Origin of the sequence: Allostella sp., assembly GCF_041913585.1 — a bacterium.
Taxonomy (GTDB): domain Bacteria; phylum Pseudomonadota; class Alphaproteobacteria; order ATCC43930; family Allostellaceae; genus Allostella.
This window is the reverse complement of record NZ_JAYSFE010000018.1, coordinates 35,910-50,525: the sequence shown is the minus strand read 5'-3', so window position 1 is coordinate 50,525 and position 14,616 is coordinate 35,910. Positions and strand designations below refer to the sequence as shown.

Sequence of the window (14,616 nt, the reverse complement as noted above, 5' to 3'; positions counted from 1 at the left end):
GCCGACGAGGTTGCCGCCGGCGACGTCGAGCAGGACGAAGATGAACTCCTTGGTCCGGAGATCGAGCGCGGCGCCCTCGTGGCGGTCGCGCATGACGAAGGCGCGCATGGTGGTGTAGCCGGCGAAGGCGTCGGGCGCGTGCTCCAGCATCACCCGGAAGGTGTCGGGCACCCGCCCGAACGTCTTGGTCAGATTGTCGATGCCGCGCTGGATCGCTTCGTCGGTCATGGAGGACTCCGCTTGCACCTTCCTGGAAGGGACCCGGACTATCGCATAGTGTGGCCGGCCTTCGAGACCTGCCCGGAAGGAACCTGCGATGCCCCACCCCAACGCGACCCTCCGCGTTCTCGTCACCGGCGCCGCCGGGCGCATCGGCCGCACGCTGCGCGACGGGCTGGCGGGGCGCTATGCGGTGCTGCGGCTGGCGGACATCGCCGCCCAGGACGAGGTGGACCGCGGCGAGGAGGTGGTGGTCTGCGACGTCGCCGACATGGCGTCGGTCGAGCGCGCCGTCGCCGGGATCGACGTCATCGTCCATCTCGCCGCCGTGCCGGACGAGGACGCATGGGACCGCCTGCTGCCCGCCAACATCTCCGGCACCTACAACGTCTTCGAGGCGGCGCGGCGCGCCGGCGTCCGCCGGGTGATCTTCGCCAGTTCGAACCACGCCGTCGGCTTCCATCGCCGCGCCCGCCCGCTCGACGAGCACGACGTGCCGCGGCCCGACAGCCGCTACGGCGTGACCAAGGTCTTCGGCGAGGCGGTCGGCCGGCTCTATGCCGACAAGCACGGGATGCAGGTGGCGAGCCTGCGCATCGGTTCCTTCCAGGAACGCCCGCGCGACCGCCGCCAGCTGATGACCTGGATCTCGCCGGGCGACATGGTGCGGCTGGTCGCGGCCGCGATCGAGGCCCCCGACTTCCACTACATCACCCTCTACGGGGTCTCCGCCAACACCCGGGCGACCTGGTGGACGCACGCCGCCGACCTCGTCGGCTACCGGCCGGAGGACGACGCCGAGGCCTGGGCCGACGACCTGATGACCAACGCCCCGCCCGAGCATCCCGTGGCGCTCCTCTTCCACGGCGGGCCGACCTGCGTCGTCGAGTTCGACGGCGATCCCGGCCGCATCGACTGACGGCCCGCATGAACTATCGCCACGCCTACCACGCCGGGAACCATATCGACGTCTTCAAGCACGCCGCGCTGGTCCTGCTGCTGGAGCACCTGCGCCGCAAGGCCAAGCCCTTCTTCGTCCTCGACACCCATGGCGGCACCGGCCTCTACGATCTGGCCGCGCCGGAGGCGGAACGGACCGGCGAGGCCGCCGACGGGATCGGGCGGGTGCTGGCGGCGGCGCCCGAGCCGGACCTGGCACCCTATCTCGACCGGGTGCGGCCGCTTGTCGACAGCGGCCGCTACCCTGGCTCGCCGGCGATCGCAGCCGGGCTGCTGCGCGACGGCGACCGGCTCGCCGTCTGCGAACTGCACCCGGAGGACGCCGGCGCCCTCGCCGCCAACTTCCGCCGCGACGGCCGCGTCGCCGTTCACCGCCGCGACGGCTACGAGGCGCTGCCGGCCCTGGTGCCGCCGCCCGAGCGGCGCGGGCTGGTGCTGGTCGACCCGCCCTACGAGGAGCGCGACGAGGCCGATCGCGTCGGCCGCGCCGTCGCCGCCGGCTGGCGCAAGTGGGCGACCGGCATCTATGCCGTCTGGTATCCGGTCAAGGCGGACGGCACCGGCCGCGCGATCCTGCACCATCTCCAGGCGGCCGGGATCGACGACTGCCTCCAGGCCGAGTTCCTGCGCCATCCGCCGGACGGGCTGCGGCTGGCCGGCGGCGGCCTCCTCGTCGTCAACCCGCCCTGGCAGTTCGACCAGGAGATCGGCCGCGTCGGCGCCGCCCTCGCCCGCATCTTCGGCCCGCCCGCCTCCTGCGCCGTCCGCCGGCCGCCGCCTCCGGCCTGACGGCCCTTTCGGGCCAGCGTCCCGCGCGACGCATGGCAGCCATGCCGTCCGGCTCCGCTTGCTGCACCGCAGCAGCGGCCCCAGGTCACCGCGGAACCTTCCCTTTCCGCAGGGTCCGATCCATGCCGCATCTCCTCGATCCGATCACGGTCGGCGACCTCCGCCTCGCCAACCGCGTCGTCATGGCGCCGCTCACCCGCACCCGGGCGAGCGAACCCGGCCGGGTGCCGAACGACCTGATGCGCGACTACTACGTCCAGCGCGCGTCCGCCGGGATGATCCTGAGCGAGGCGACCTCGGTGACGCCGATGGGCGTAGGCTATCCGCGCACCCCCGGCATCTGGTCCGACGCCCAGGTCGCGGGCTGGCGCCGGATCACCGACGCCGTCCATGCCGCCGGCGGCACCATGCTGCTGCAGCTCTGGCATGTCGGGCGCATCTCCGACCCGAGCCACCTCGACGGCGCCCTGCCGGTGGCGCCGAGCGCCATCGCAGCCAAGGGACATGTCAGCCTGCTGCGGCCGCAGCGGCCCTACGTCACGCCGCGGGCGCTGGAGACGGACGAGATCCCGGGGGTCGTGGCCGCCTTCCGCCACGGCGCGGAGAACGCGCTCCGGGCGGGCTTCGACGGCGTCGAGATCCACGGCGCCAACGGCTACCTCCTCGACCAGTTCCTGCAGGACGGCACCAACCGGCGCACCGACGCCTATGGCGGCGCGGTCGAGAACCGCGCGCGCCTGATGCTGGAGGTGACGGACGCCGTCGTCTCCGTCTGGGGCGCCGGGCGGGTCGGCATGCATCTCGCGCCGCGCGCCGACTCCCACGACATGGGCGACAGCGACCTCGGCGCCACCTTCGGCTACGTCGCCCGCGAACTCGGCCGGCGGCAGATCGCCTTCCTCTGCGCCCGCGAGAAGCTGGCGGCGCCGCGCCTGGGGCCGGCCCTCAAGGCCGCGTTCGGCGGCGTCTACATCGCCAACGAGGGCTTCACCGGCGACAGCGCCGAGGCCGTGCTGGCGGCCGGCGAGGCCGACGCCGTCGCCTTCGGCAAGCTCTTCATCGCCAACCCCGACCTGCCGCGGCGACTGGCACTCGGCGCGCCCCTCAACGAGTGGGACACCGGCACCTTCTACGCTCCGGGTCCGGCCGGCTACACCGACTATCCGGCCCTCGCCGAGGCGGCCGAATAGCCGCGCGGACCGGGCGGCCTCAGCGCCGCCCGGTCGCCAGCCGCATCCGCGGCAACCGCCGCCCCGGCTCGCCCGGCCAGGGCGAGCGGCTCCAGCCGACCACCCGCGCGCCGCAACGGCGATAGAAGCCCGCGGCAAAGGGGTCCGCCTCGAGGGTCAGCGTCCGCTGCCCGGCGGCCCGCGCGTGGCGGCGCAGGCGGGCGAGCAGCGCCCCGCCGACGCCGCGCCCCATCGCCTCGGGCGCGACGAAGAGATCCGCGAGCCGCGCCCGACGGCGCATGGCATAGCCGTAAAGGTGCCGGCCGCGGGCTGCGACCACGCAGTCGCCGTGCGCCAGCACGGCGGGCCGCACCACCAGCCCGGGCGCGAAATGCGCCAGGAAGGCCGGCGAATAGCCCCAATGTGCCTTCGATCGCAGCACCAGGTCCGAGAGCCGGCGCCACTCCGCCGGTCGCGGCCGGCGGATGCGCCAGGACCCTTGCACCGGAGGTGCGCGTCGTGCGCAAATCGGCCCGGGAGTTTTCGCATCGGGGGTCCGCGTCATGCGTCTCGTCGCATCCATCGCCGCCGCGGCGGCGGTCTTGTCCGTAGGGGTCGCCACGCCGTCGGTGGCCCAGAATACCATCAAGATCGGCGCCATCGGGCCGCTGTCGGGGCCGGCGGCGGCCTCCGGCGTGGCGATGCGCAAGTCCTGGGAGTTCGCCGCCAAGGAGGTCAACGACGCCGGTGGCATCACCGTCGACGGCAAGGCCAAGAAGGTCGAGCTGATCTTCGAGGATTCGCAGTCCCGGCCGGAGGTCGGGGTCAGCGCCGCGCAGAAGCTGCTGACCCGCGACAATGTCGACATCCTGGTCGGCGAGCTGTTCCACAGCCACGTCACGCTGGCGATCATGGAGCTGGCGCCGGCCTTCCCCAAGATCTTCTTCACCGGCCAGCCGGTCAGCCAGGAGATCGCCAAGAAGATCGCTTCCGACCCGAAGAAGTACGGGAACTACTGGAAATTCTCCTTCAACAGCGACGCCTACGCCGACACCACCTTCCAGACGACCGAATGGCTCATCAAGGAAGGCAAGGTGAAGGCGCCGAACAAGACGTTCGGCTTCATCGCCGAGGAGACCGACTACTCGAAGTCCAACATCGAGTTCATGCGCAAGCTGTTCGAGCCGGCGGGCTGGAAGATGACCGGCCAGGAGCTGGTGCCGATCGGCAATGCCGACTTCTTCCCGCAGCTCTCCAAGCTGCGCGCCAGCCCGCCCGACGTCCTCATCAGCATCTTCACCTCGCCGAACGCCGGCGCGGCGCTGGTCAAGCAGATGAAGGAACAGGGGGTGAAGCCCTTCCACTTCGCCATCTTCTACCCGACGCTGCGCGAGTTCGTGGCCGGCGCGGGGGCCGCGGCCGAGAACATCGTCTACTCGCCGCTGCTCTTCGACCCCGAGAACAACAAGGACCACAAGACGCTGTCGGACAAGATGCAGCCCTTCCTCGGCGTCGCCCCGTCGGGCGACCACGCCTTCGGCTACTGCAACGGCGCCGTTCTCTTCGACGTCATCAAGCGCGCCGGGTCGACCGAGGTGAAGAAGATGAACGAGGCCTTCGCCAAGACCGACTACAAGTGCACGCTCGGGCGCTGGGTCTTCAATCTCGACAACCACTCGCCCAAGGTCGGAGCGGACTATTTCGCGGTGCCGGCGGCGCAGATCCAGGGCGGCACGCAGCGCGCCATCTGGCCGTCCTCGGTCGCCACCACCCAGTACAAGCCGCAGTAGCACCCACCATGCACCGCCACCCCCCGGGGACCCGAACCGCCCCGGGGGTGGCCTCCATCTTGCTCCAATCCGACAGGATCATGACGACAGGCGAGGACATCCTGGCGGTCGAGGGGCTCGGCATCCGCTTCGGCGGACTGGTCGCGGTCAACGACGTCAGCTTCCGCGTGCGCCGCGGCGAGGTGTTCGGGCTGCTCGGCCCCAACGGGGCCGGCAAGACGACGCTCTTCAACCTGATCGCGGGCGCGCTGCGGCCGACCAGCGGCCGCATCCGCTTCGAGGGTCGCGACGTCACCGGGCTCCGGCCCGACCAGCGCTCGCGCCTCGGGATCGCCCGCACCTTCCAGATCACCCAGCCCTTCGCCGAACTGACGGTCGAGGAGAACGTGATGGCCGCCGGCATCGTCCGCCATCGCACCCTGGCCGAGATGCGCGAGGCCGCAGGACCGTTCGTCGACATGGTCGGGCTCGCCCACAAGCGCCACGCGCTCGCCAAGGAACTGTCGACCGGCCAGCGCAAGCGCCTGGAACTGGCGCGCGCGATGGCGACGCGGCCGCGCCTGCTGCTGCTCGACGAGGTCACGGGCGGCGTCGACCAGGCGAGCATCCCGGGTCTGATCGACCTCGTGGCGAAGCTGCGCGAGACCGGCGTCACGCTGGTCCTGGTCGAGCACAACATGCGCGTCATCATGCGCCTCTCGGACCGCATGATGTTCCTCAACCGCGGCGAGAAGCTGGCCGAGGGCGCGCCCGAGGCGATCGCCAGCCATCCCGACGTCGTCAACCTCTATCTCGGTTCCGCCCATGCCGGAGGCCCCACCCGTGCCGGAGGCACCGTCCATGCCCGAGGCCCCGGCCATGCTTGAGGTGCGCGGGCTCGACGTGAAGTACGGCGACGTCCAGGTGCTGTGGGACGTGTCGCTGACGGTCGGCGCTGGCGAGGTCGTCGCCGTGATGGGCCCGAACGGTTCGGGAAAGAGCACGATCCTGAAGGCGATCATCGGGCTGGTGCGCTCGGCCGGCGGCACGATCACGCTCGACGGGCGGCCGATCGGCGGCCTGCCGGCCCATGCCATGGCCGGCTTCGGCGTGTCGCTGGTGCTGGAGCGCCGCCGCCTCTTCCCGCAGATGACGGTGCTGGAGAACGTCCGCATGGGCGCCTTCCATCCGGCCGTGCGCAGCCGCGAGAAGGAGCGGCTGGAGTGGGTCGAGCAGCTGTTCCCGATCCTGCGCGAGCGCCGCGGGCAGCTCGCCGGCCGGATGAGCGGCGGCGAGCAGCAGATGGTGGCGATCGCCCGCGGCCTGATGTCGGGCCCGCGCCTCCTCATGATGGACGAGCCGTTCCTCGGGCTCGCGCCGCGCATCGTCGACCAGATCATCGAGATCATCCGGCGCATCAACGGCGAAGGGATCGCCGTGCTCTTCAACGAGCAGAACGTCCACCTCTCCTTCTCCAACGCGCACCGCGGCTACCTGCTGGAAAGCGGCCGCATCGTCCTCGAAGGCTCGGGCCTCGCCATGCTCGAGCACGAGATGGTCAAGCGCGTCTATCTCGGCACCTGAGGGCCCGCCATGACGCTCACCCTCTTCCTCGAGCAGCTGGTCAACGGGATCATCCTCGGGTCCATGTACGCGATCATGGGGGCCGGCCTCGCCCTCATCTACGGCACCATGCGCATCCTCAACTTCGCGCATGGCGAGTTCTACATGCTGGGCGGCTTCTTCGTGTTCTTCCTCTTCGCCCAGCAGGGGCTGCACCCGGTGGCCGCGGTGGCGATCGCGGTCGCCGGCGTCGCGCTGATCGCGGCCGTCGTCCAGCGCCTGACGGTCAGCGTGCTGCTGAAGCGCGAGGGCTGGGCCTTCAGCACCATCGCCGCGACGCTCGGCGTCTCGATCTTCCTGCAGAACCTGGCGCTGGCCTTGTGGGGCGAGCGCTTCCAGTCCGTGCCCTATTTCGTCGAGGGGCTGCTGCAGGTCGGCGACTTCCGCCTGCCCTGGCAGCGGGTGCTGATCTTCGCCGTCGCGGTCGCCGTCATGGCGGTGATGGCCTATGTCCTGCGCTACACCCGCTTCGGCTGGGCGGTGCGCGCCACCGCCCAGGACCCGGAGGCCGCCGCCGTCGTCGGCGTGCCGGCCGCCCGCATCCACACCATGACCTTCGCGCTGGGCGCGGCGCTGGCCGCCGTCGCCGCGGCGCTGCTGGCCCCGGTCTTCGCGGTCAATCCCTGGATGGGCCTGCCGCTCATCATCAAGGCCTTCGTCGTGGTCGTCCTCGGCGGGCTCGGCAGCTTCCCCGGCGCGATCGCCGGCGGCTTCCTGCTCGGCATCGTCGAGGCGGTCGGCATCACGCTGACCTCCTCGGAATGGCGCGACGTCATCGCCTTCGGGATGATGATCGCCTTCCTCTGGGTCCGGCCATGGGGCCTCTTCGGGGTCAAGGAGCGCTGACCGGCATGTTCGCCCCCCTCGCCCCGCAGGGCCGGATCGCCGTCGCCGTCCTGGTCCTGGCGCTGCTCGGCCTGCCGCTGGTCTGGCGCGACACCTACGTCCTGCACCTCGTCATCCTGTCGATGGTGTTCGGCGCCTTCGCCGTCGCCTGGAACCTGACCACCGGCTTCGCCGGCCTCAAGACCTTCGGCCACCACGCCTTCTTCGGCATCGGGGCCTATTTCTCGGCCCTCGTCGCCAAGGACTTCGCCATCTCGCCGTGGCTGACGGCGCCGGTGGCGGGGCTGGTCGCCGCCTGCGCCGGCCTCGTCGTCGCCCTGCCGGTGCTGCGCATCCGCTCGGTGCCGCACGTCGCCATGGTGACGCTCGGCTTCGCCGAGATCGTGCGCGTGCTGCTGACCGTGTTCCGCGAGACGACGCGGGGCGAGATGGGCCTCTGGGGCATTCCCGCCTTCGACGGCTTCACCATCCCCGGCCTCGGCGAGGTCGTCTTCAACGCCGCCGAGAAGGTGCCCTACTACTACCTCGCGGCGCTGCTCTTCCTCGGCACCGTCTATGGCACGGTGCGGCTGGTCAAGTCGCCGATCGGACTGGCGCTGGTCGCCATCCGCGACTCCCAGGACGCGGCCGAGAGCCTCGGCATCAACCTCACCCGCTACAAGCTGCTCGCCTTTTCGGCCAGCGCCTTCGCGGTCGGGTTGCTCGGCGCCTTCTACGCCCACTACATCCTGCTGCTGACGCCGAGTTCGGTGCTCGGCCTCGACCTGATGATCCTGATCATCGGCATGACGCTGATCGGCGGCGTCGGCACGCTCGCCGGACCGATCATCGGCGCCTTCGTGATGACCATCGGCGTCGAGGCGATGCGGGGGATCGGCGAGTACCGGATGCTGATCTACGGCGCGCTCATCGTCGTCGTGGTGATGTTCATGCCGCGCGGGCTGGTGGCGCTGCTCGACCGGCTCGGCCCGCGCTTCGGCTTCGGCCGCGGCGTCCGGCTCGCGACCTCCGACGACGCGCCGCGGCCGGGCTGACCGATCAGCATCCGACCAGGCGCCGCGCCTGGTCGGCGACCTCGCGCGGGGTGTCGCGCAGGAGGCGCAGCGGCCGGAAGCCCGCGACGCGGACGGCGGCCACCGCCAGCACGCCGAGTGCCGTCCCCTGCATCCCGGCATAGGCGACCGCCGCGCCGACGACGCCGATCCTGGGCAGCAGCAGCAGCAGCAGGACGACGTTGACGGCGAGCCCGGCCAGTTCGGCCGCGGTCGCCAGCGCCGGCCGGCCGGCCGCCTTCACCGCCTGCGCCAGCACGGCACGGGCGGCGAGCGCCACCGCGCCGGCGGCGTACCATTCGAGGATCGGCACCGCCGCCGCGAAGGCGGGACCGTAGAGCGCCGTCACCAGCGGCTGCCCGAGCGCCAGCAGCGCCAGGGCGACGAGGCCGGCCAGCGCCACTGCCAGCCGGAGGTAGCGCTCGACCACCGGGCCGCGGTCGGCCGCCTCGGCGACCCCGGCGATCCGCGGGTAGGCGACGTTGGCGAGCGTCGCCGCCGGGATCGCCGGGATGGCGGCGATCGCCATGGCGGCGACATAGAGGCCGAGGTCGGTCGGCGTCAGCAGGCGGGCGATCAGGAGCTGGTCGAGCCGCTCGTTGACGAGCTGCACGACCACCCCCGCCTGCAGCGGCAGGGCGAAGCGCAGGAGCTGGCCCAGCTCGTGCCGGTCGACCGGCGCCGGCAGCCAGCCGCGGCGGCGCGCCAGCGCCAGGGCCAGTGCCGCGGAGGCGCAGAAGCCGCCGAGATAGGCGAGCGTCACGGCCTCGACCTCGGCCAGCCCGAGGAGGGCCAGCCCGGCGACGCCCGCTACCGTCGCCAGGGTCGTCGCGCCGCGCACGGCGTTCCAGACGCCGTATTCGAGCCGCCCCTGGAAGACCGCGCCGAGATGGAGCGCGACCAAGCCGGCCGGCACCATCAGGAAATAGAGCGCGCCCGACCGGCGGACGCCGTCGGCATGGCCGGCGAGCAGCAGCGGCGCGGCCAGCGCCCCTGCCGCCGCCACCGCCGCGCCGATCCCCAGCGCCAGCAGGAGGGCCGGCGGCGCGAGCCGCCGCGGCGGCAGCGCGCGGGCGGCGCGGTAGACGACGGCGTCGTTGAGGGCGAGCCCGGCCAGCCCCAGCGCCAGCACCGGGTAGAGCAGGACGAGCGCCAGCTCGCCGCGCCCCTCGGGCCCGAGAAGACGGGCGAGCAGCACGGCATTGACCAGCCCGAGGAGCTGGATGGCGCCCGTGGTGGCGAAGGACAGCAGGACGTGGCGCAAGGCGGCGCGGCCTCCCGGACGCCCTACCAGACGCCGAAGAAGATGCCGTGCTCCTTGTGGCGCGCGGTGCGGCGCCGGACCTCGGCGTCGGCAAGGGTGGTGCGCAGCTTGCGCTCGCGGACCCATTCCCAGAGGCGGTCGCGCATCTCGGCGCGGACGCCGCGATGGGCGCCCGAGGTGCCGAGATCGACCCGCTCCTGCGGGTCCTCGGCGAGGTCGAAGAGCTGTGGCCGGAAGCCCAGCCAGTCGACGTATTTCCAGCGCTCGGTGCGCACCATCCAGGCCCGGCACTGGCCCGGCTCGCGGCCGAGGGTGATCCGGGCCTGGCGGAAGGAGTAGTCGAGCTCGCTGACGGCCGCCTCGCGCCAGGTCGCGGGCGACGGCCCGCGCAGGAGCGGCGTCAGCGACCGCCCTTCGACGAGGTGGGTGGCGGGGTCGAGGCCGAGGACGTCGAGGAAGGTCGGCAGGAGGTCGATCGCCTCGACCAGCCGCCGCTCGACCCGGCCGCGCGTCGCGTCCGCCCGGGGATCGGGGTCGACGACGAGCAGCGGCACCCGCACCGCCTCCTCGTGGAAGATCTCCTTCTCGCCGAGCCAGTGGTCGCCGAGGAAGTCGCCATGGTCGGCGGTGAAGACGATCAGCGTGTCCTCGAGCCGGCCGGCGGCCCGGAGCGCCGCCAGCAGCCGCCCGACATGGGCGTCGATCTGGGAGACGAGGCCCATGTAGGTCGGCCGCACGGTCCGCGCCACCTCCTCGCGGGCGAAGTTCCGGCTCTCCTCGTGGCCGCGGTAGGCGGCGATGACCGGATGCGGCTCGACGAACTCGGACGCGGCGCGGTTGAGCGGCAGGCAGTCCTCCGGCCCGTACATCGCGTGGTAGGGAGCGGGCGCCATGTAGGGCCAGTGCGGCTTGACGTAGCTGAGATGGAGGAACCAGGGCCGCTCGCCCTGCTCGGCGACGAAGCGGATCGCCTGGTCCGTCATGTAGGCGGTCTCGGAATGCTCCTCGGCGACGCGCGCCGCCAGGCGGGCATTGCGCATCTGCCAGCCGCTGACGATGCGGCCGTCCGGCGCCTCGGCCGAGATCACCCAGTCGTTCCAGGGATCGTCGCCGCCATAGCCATGGGCGGCGAGGAAGGCGGGATAGCCGCTCTCCCGGCCCGGCCGGCTGTGCCCGTCGTAGCGGTCGAGCGATTCGAAGCCGCCCTCGCGCAGAAGCGCGTCCAGGGCCGACCCGGCCTCGATGCCGTAGCGCTGCAGCCCGTCGGCGTCCGGCAGGACATGGGTCTTGCCGGCGAGCGCGACGCGCATGCCGGACGGGCGGAGATGGTCGCCGATGGTGCGCTCGCGCACCGACAGCGGCACCCGGTTCCAGGTGGCACCGTGGGAGAACATGTAGCGGCCGGTATAGAAGGACATGCGCGACGGGCCGCAGACGCCGGACTGCACGTAGGCGCGCTCGAAGCGCACGCCCCGGCGGGCGAGCGCATCGAGGTTGGGCGTCTCGAGGTGCGGATGCCCGGCCACGCCCAGATGGTCGGCCCGCAGCTGATCGCACATGACGAACAGGATGTTCCGCACGGCTGCCATGACGCTTCTCCCCCCTCGGCGCTCGGGTCTGCCGGCGCCAGGGGTCGAGCTTTCCTCCCGCGGGCCGCCCGGCGTCAAGCGCCGCCGGGCTTGACCTGGATCATGGGCACCGCGGTCCCCGTCAGGGCAGGATGCGGGCCGCCTTCCCATCCCCCGCGACGGACGCCATGCATCACCCGGGACCGGACTTCCAGGCCGCGCTCGCGGCCGGCGACCTGCTGGGCATCGCGCTGGCGATGCTGCTGGCCGGGCTGGTCGGCGGGATCGGCCACTGCGTCGGCATGTGCGGCCCCTTCGTCCTGGCGCAGGTCGCCGCCAACCTGCCGGGCGAGGGCCGCCGCTACGGCATGCTGCAGCGATTGGCGGGTGCCGCGCTCGTTCCCTACCATCTCGGCCGCGGCACGACCTACGTCCTCCTCGGCACCCTCGGCGGCGCACTCGCCGGGCGCGCGGCGCTCGCCGCCGAGACGCGCCTGCTGACCACGGGGCTGCTGCTGGTGGCGGCGGTGCTGATGCTGCTGTGGGCGGTCGAGCGGGTGGTCCGGCTGCTGCCGGCCGCGGCGTCGGGGCCGGCCGCCGGCTGGATCGTCGCCCGCGTCGCGCCCTTCCTCGGCGAGCCGCGCGGCATGCGCGGCTACGCGCTCGGCCTCGCGCTCGGGTTCCTGCCCTGCGGGCTGCTCTATGGCGCGCTGGCGGCGGCCGCGGGAACCGGCAGCGCCGGCGGCGGGGCGCTGGCGATGGCGGCCTTCCTCGCCGGCACGACGGTCCCCCTCGTCGGGCTCGGCTGGCTCGGCAGCTTCTTCGGACGGCGCTGGTCCGGGGCGATGCGCCGCATCGCCCCGCTCCTCTTCCTCGCCAACGCCCTCTTCCTGGCCTGGATCGCCTGGCGGCAGCTCGCCTTCTAGGGCCGCCGCCCGCCGCCGCGTTCAGCGCACGAGGTCGCGGTAGGCGTGCCAGCTCGCGTGGCCGAGGAGCGGCAGGACGATCGCCAGTCCGAGCGTCAGGGTCGCGATCCCGAAGACGGTGCAGGCGGCGATGATCGCGGCCCAGAGCGCCATCGTCGCCAGGTTCTCCCGGACCGCGACGAAGCTGGTGGCGATGGCGGTGAAGACGTTGACGTCGCGGTCGAGGAGCATCGGGATCGAGACCGCCGAGAGGACGAAGGTCAGGGCGGCGAGCACGCCGCCGACGGCGGTGCCGACGACGAGCAGCGGCAGGCCGCGCCGGGTCAGCAGCACCTCGGTCACGAGGCGATCGAGATCGGCCGGCGAATCCCCGACCAGCAGCGCGAAGAGGAGGAAGGCGATCCGCAGCCAGGCGAGGTGGAGCAGCAGCAGCAGCACGCCCATCAGCCCGATCTGCGAGGCATTCGCCCGGCATCCGGCGAGCGCCGCGGCGAGCGAGACCGGCAGACCGGCGGCGAGGCGCCGGCTCGTCTCGTACAGTCCCGCCGCCAGGATCGGCGCCACCAGCAGGAAGCCGCCCGAAAGCGGCAGGATCAACGCCGTCTGGCCACCGGCGACCAGCACCAGCAGCAGCACGGCGCTGGCCAGGATGACGGCGAGGCCATAGGCGAGCGAGACGCCGCCGGCCGACCGCAGGTCGCGCCAGCCGGCCGCGAGCCAGGTCCAGGGTCGATCGATCGGCACGCGCCGGACCAGGGGGCTGGGCTGGGCGAAGACCGGCACCGCGTCGGTCATGGTGTCTGTTCCTCCCTTGCCGGACACCGCGACTTTCCGTCGCGTCCGCCATGGCACGGTCGCCGGAAGGCCCGGCCCGCGTCCTTGACGTACATCAATGTCCGCTTGCGCATGTCGCCGAGAATGCCACGGTCTCGAGCCGGGGCGGAGGGAGTTCGACATGAGTGCGATCGCGACCATGGACGGCGTGGCGGAGCCGGAGGATCTGCCGGCGCGGGCGGCCTTCCGCCCGGTCGAAGACGTCGTCCGGGCCTTCGTGGTGGCGACGATGTTCTGGGGCGTGGCGGCCTTCGCCGCCGGGGTGTTCATCGCGCTTCAGCTCGCCTTCCCGATCCTGAACCTCGACCTCGAATGGACGACGTTCGGACGGCTGCGCCCGCTCCACACCTCGGCCGCGATCTTCGCCTTCGGCGGCAACGCGCTGCTCGGCACCTCGATCCACGTCGTCCAGCGGACCTGCCGGGCACGCCTCTTCGGCGGCGACCTGATGGGCTGGTTCCTGTTCTGGGGCTACCAGCTCTTCATCGTGCTGGCGGCCACCGGCTACCTGATGGGGATCACCCAGTCGAAGGAGTATGCCGAGCCGGAATGGTACGTCGACCTGTGGCTGACCATCGTCTGGGTCGCCTACCTCGTCGCCTTCCTCGGCACGGTGATGCGGCGCGAGGAGCCGCACATCTACGTCGCCAACTGGTTCTACCTCGCCTTCATCGTCACCATCGCGATGCTGCACATCGTCAACAACCTGGCGGTGCCGGTCTCCTTCACCGGGACGAAGAGCTACATCGTCTTCTCGGGCGTCCAGGACGCGATGGTGCAGTGGTGGTACGGCCACAACGCCGTCGGCTTCTTCCTGACCGCCGGCTTCCTCGGGATGATGTACTACTTCATCCCGAAGCAGGCCGACCGGCCGGTCTATTCCTACCGGCTGTCGATCGTCCATTTCTGGTCGCTGATCTTCCTCTACATCTGGGCCGGTCCGCACCACCTGCACTACACCGCCCTGCCCGACTGGGCGCAGACGCTCGGCATGACCTTCTCGGTGATGCTGTGGATGCCGTCCTGGGGCGGCATGATCAACGGCCTGATGACGCTGTCGGGCGCCTGGGACAAGCTGCGCACCGACCCGGCGCTGCGCTTCTCGGTCACCGCCGTCGCCTTCTACGGCATGAGCACGTTCGAGGGCCCGGTCATGTCGATCAAGCCGGTCAACGCCCTCAGCCACTACACCGACTGGACCATCGGCCACGTCCATTCGGGCGCCCTCGGCTGGGTCGCCTTCATCGTCTTCGGCGCCGTCTACTACCTGGTGCCGGTGCTGTGGAAGCGGCCGCAGCTCCATTCCGTCCGGCTCGTCTCCTGGCACTACTGGATCGCGACCATCGGCATCGTCCTCTACATCACCGCGATGTGGGTGTCGGGGATCATGCAGGGTCTGATGTGGCGCGCCTATGACGAGCTGGGCTTCCTGCAATACGCGTTCGTCGAAACCGTGGCGGCCATGCACCCCTTCTACCTGATCCGGGCGCTGGGCGGCCTCTGCTTCCTCGTGGGGTCCCTCATCATGGTCTACAACCTCTGGATGACCGCGCGCGCGCCGGTCGCGGCGGCCCATCCCGCCGCCGCCGAGTGAGGG

Annotated in this window: 15 protein-coding genes; 10 read left to right on the top strand and 5 right to left on the bottom strand. The window is 71.8% G+C overall.

Annotation, left to right across the window (positions count from 1 at the left end; translation table 11 throughout):
- A partial coding sequence (locus ACE3Q3_RS05605) for a hypothetical protein (RefSeq protein ID WP_374443201.1) occupies positions 1-228 on the bottom strand: 228 nt, incomplete at its 3' end.
- Positions 229-316: 88 nt separating this feature from the next.
- On the opposite strand from ACE3Q3_RS05605, the gene ACE3Q3_RS05600 reads away from it, so the two are divergent.
- The 3 genes from ACE3Q3_RS05600 (at position 317) to ACE3Q3_RS05590 (ending at position 3,158) form a co-directional block, all read left to right on the top strand.
- The gene (locus ACE3Q3_RS05600) at positions 317-1,138 is read left to right on the top strand and encodes an NAD-dependent epimerase/dehydratase family protein (protein WP_374443198.1); all 822 of its coding nucleotides are present in this window, start codon (positions 317-319) and stop codon (positions 1,136-1,138) included.
- An 8-nt stretch (positions 1,139-1,146) separates the two neighbouring features.
- Complete coding sequence (locus ACE3Q3_RS05595; RefSeq protein ID WP_374443193.1) at positions 1,147-1,968, top strand: 23S rRNA (adenine(2030)-N(6))-methyltransferase RlmJ; 822 nt, start codon at positions 1,147-1,149, stop codon at positions 1,966-1,968.
- A 122-nt stretch (positions 1,969-2,090) separates the two neighbouring features.
- On the top strand, positions 2,091-3,158 hold the full coding sequence (locus ACE3Q3_RS05590; protein WP_374443190.1) for an alkene reductase: 1,068 nt from the start codon (positions 2,091-2,093) through the stop codon (positions 3,156-3,158).
- A gap of 19 nt (positions 3,159-3,177) precedes the next feature.
- Here the strand turns inward: ACE3Q3_RS05590 and ACE3Q3_RS05585 are convergent, their stop codons facing one another.
- Positions 3,178-3,579, bottom strand: coding sequence for a GNAT family N-acetyltransferase (locus ACE3Q3_RS05585; RefSeq protein WP_374443187.1), 402 nt, complete (start codon positions 3,577-3,579; stop codon positions 3,178-3,180).
- Between the two features lie 187 nt (positions 3,580-3,766).
- On the opposite strand from ACE3Q3_RS05585, the gene ACE3Q3_RS05580 reads away from it, so the two are divergent.
- The 5 genes from ACE3Q3_RS05580 (at position 3,767) to ACE3Q3_RS05560 (ending at position 8,409) form a co-directional block, all read left to right on the top strand.
- Complete coding sequence (locus ACE3Q3_RS05580) at positions 3,767-4,927, top strand: ABC transporter substrate-binding protein (protein WP_374443184.1); 1,161 nt, start codon at positions 3,767-3,769, stop codon at positions 4,925-4,927.
- An 80-nt stretch (positions 4,928-5,007) separates the two neighbouring features.
- Positions 5,008-5,793 carry an ABC transporter ATP-binding protein gene (locus ACE3Q3_RS05575; RefSeq protein WP_374443181.1) on the top strand — a complete coding sequence of 262 codons (786 nt, stop codon included), beginning with the start codon at positions 5,008-5,010 and terminating at the stop codon, positions 5,791-5,793.
- The gene (locus ACE3Q3_RS05570; protein WP_374443177.1) at positions 5,768-6,490 is read left to right on the top strand and encodes an ABC transporter ATP-binding protein; all 723 of its coding nucleotides are present in this window, start codon (positions 5,768-5,770) and stop codon (positions 6,488-6,490) included. The genes ACE3Q3_RS05575 and ACE3Q3_RS05570 overlap by 26 nt, the downstream gene beginning before the upstream one ends.
- A 9-nt stretch (positions 6,491-6,499) precedes the next feature.
- On the top strand, positions 6,500-7,375 hold the full coding sequence (locus ACE3Q3_RS05565) for a branched-chain amino acid ABC transporter permease (RefSeq protein ID WP_374443174.1): 876 nt from the start codon (positions 6,500-6,502) through the stop codon (positions 7,373-7,375).
- A 5-nt stretch (positions 7,376-7,380) separates the two neighbouring features.
- Entirely contained in the window at positions 7,381-8,409 is a 1,029-nt protein-coding gene (locus tag ACE3Q3_RS05560) for a branched-chain amino acid ABC transporter permease (protein WP_374443171.1), read from the top strand.
- 4 nt (positions 8,410-8,413) lie between these two features.
- Here ACE3Q3_RS05560 and ACE3Q3_RS05555 read toward each other — a convergent pair whose 3' ends face one another.
- Both ACE3Q3_RS05555 and ACE3Q3_RS05550 read right to left on the bottom strand, forming a co-directional pair.
- A complete protein-coding gene (locus ACE3Q3_RS05555; protein WP_374443168.1) occupies positions 8,414-9,691 on the bottom strand; it encodes a lipopolysaccharide biosynthesis protein in 1,278 nt (425 codons plus the stop codon).
- 23 nt (positions 9,692-9,714) lie between these two features.
- Positions 9,715-11,280 carry an alkaline phosphatase family protein gene (locus tag ACE3Q3_RS05550; RefSeq protein WP_374443165.1) on the bottom strand — a complete coding sequence of 522 codons (1,566 nt, stop codon included), beginning with the start codon at positions 11,278-11,280 and terminating at the stop codon, positions 9,715-9,717.
- Positions 11,281-11,447: 167 nt separating this feature from the next.
- On the opposite strand from ACE3Q3_RS05550, the gene ACE3Q3_RS05545 reads away from it, so the two are divergent.
- Positions 11,448-12,185, top strand: coding sequence for a sulfite exporter TauE/SafE family protein (locus ACE3Q3_RS05545; RefSeq protein WP_374443162.1), 738 nt, complete (start codon positions 11,448-11,450; stop codon positions 12,183-12,185).
- Between the two features lie 21 nt (positions 12,186-12,206).
- Here ACE3Q3_RS05545 and ACE3Q3_RS05540 read toward each other — a convergent pair whose 3' ends face one another.
- Positions 12,207-12,980: a DUF2189 domain-containing protein gene (locus ACE3Q3_RS05540; RefSeq protein ID WP_374443159.1), complete on the bottom strand. Its 774-nt coding sequence runs from the start codon at positions 12,978-12,980 to the stop codon at positions 12,207-12,209.
- A 178-nt stretch (positions 12,981-13,158) separates the two neighbouring features.
- Between ACE3Q3_RS05540 and ccoN the strand changes: the two genes are divergently transcribed.
- Positions 13,159-14,613, top strand: a complete 1,455-nt coding sequence (ccoN, locus tag ACE3Q3_RS05535; RefSeq protein WP_374443208.1) for a cytochrome-c oxidase, cbb3-type subunit I — start codon at positions 13,159-13,161, stop codon at positions 14,611-14,613.
- Positions 14,614-14,616: the final 3 nt, after the last annotated feature.

What these genes read in the sequence shown, in the direction of transcription:
- ccoN (WP_374443208.1), top strand. Translation starts at nt 13,159, where the DNA reads ATGGACGGCGTGGCGGAGCCGGAGGATCTGCCGGCGCGGGCGGCCTTC.
- ACE3Q3_RS05565 (WP_374443174.1), top strand. Translation starts at nt 6,500, where the DNA reads ATGACGCTCACCCTCTTCCTCGAGCAGCTGGTCAACGGGATCATCCTC.
- ACE3Q3_RS05600 (WP_374443198.1), top strand. Translation starts at nt 317, where the DNA reads ATGCCCCACCCCAACGCGACCCTCCGCGTTCTCGTCACCGGCGCCGCC.
- ACE3Q3_RS05570 (WP_374443177.1), top strand. Translation starts at nt 5,768, where the DNA reads ATGCCCGAGGCCCCGGCCATGCTTGAGGTGCGCGGGCTCGACGTGAAG.
- ACE3Q3_RS05560 (WP_374443171.1), top strand. Translation starts at nt 7,381, where the DNA reads ATGTTCGCCCCCCTCGCCCCGCAGGGCCGGATCGCCGTCGCCGTCCTG.
- ACE3Q3_RS05590 (WP_374443190.1), top strand. Translation starts at nt 2,091, where the DNA reads ATGCCGCATCTCCTCGATCCGATCACGGTCGGCGACCTCCGCCTCGCC.
- ACE3Q3_RS05545 (WP_374443162.1), top strand. Translation starts at nt 11,448, where the DNA reads ATGCATCACCCGGGACCGGACTTCCAGGCCGCGCTCGCGGCCGGCGAC.
- ACE3Q3_RS05575 (WP_374443181.1), top strand. Translation starts at nt 5,008, where the DNA reads ATGACGACAGGCGAGGACATCCTGGCGGTCGAGGGGCTCGGCATCCGC.
- ACE3Q3_RS05540 (WP_374443159.1), bottom strand. Translation starts at nt 12,980, where the DNA reads ATGACCGACGCGGTGCCGGTCTTCGCCCAGCCCAGCCCCCTGGTCCGG.
- ACE3Q3_RS05550 (WP_374443165.1), bottom strand. Translation starts at nt 11,280, where the DNA reads ATGGCAGCCGTGCGGAACATCCTGTTCGTCATGTGCGATCAGCTGCGG.
- ACE3Q3_RS05595 (WP_374443193.1), top strand. Translation starts at nt 1,147, where the DNA reads ATGAACTATCGCCACGCCTACCACGCCGGGAACCATATCGACGTCTTC.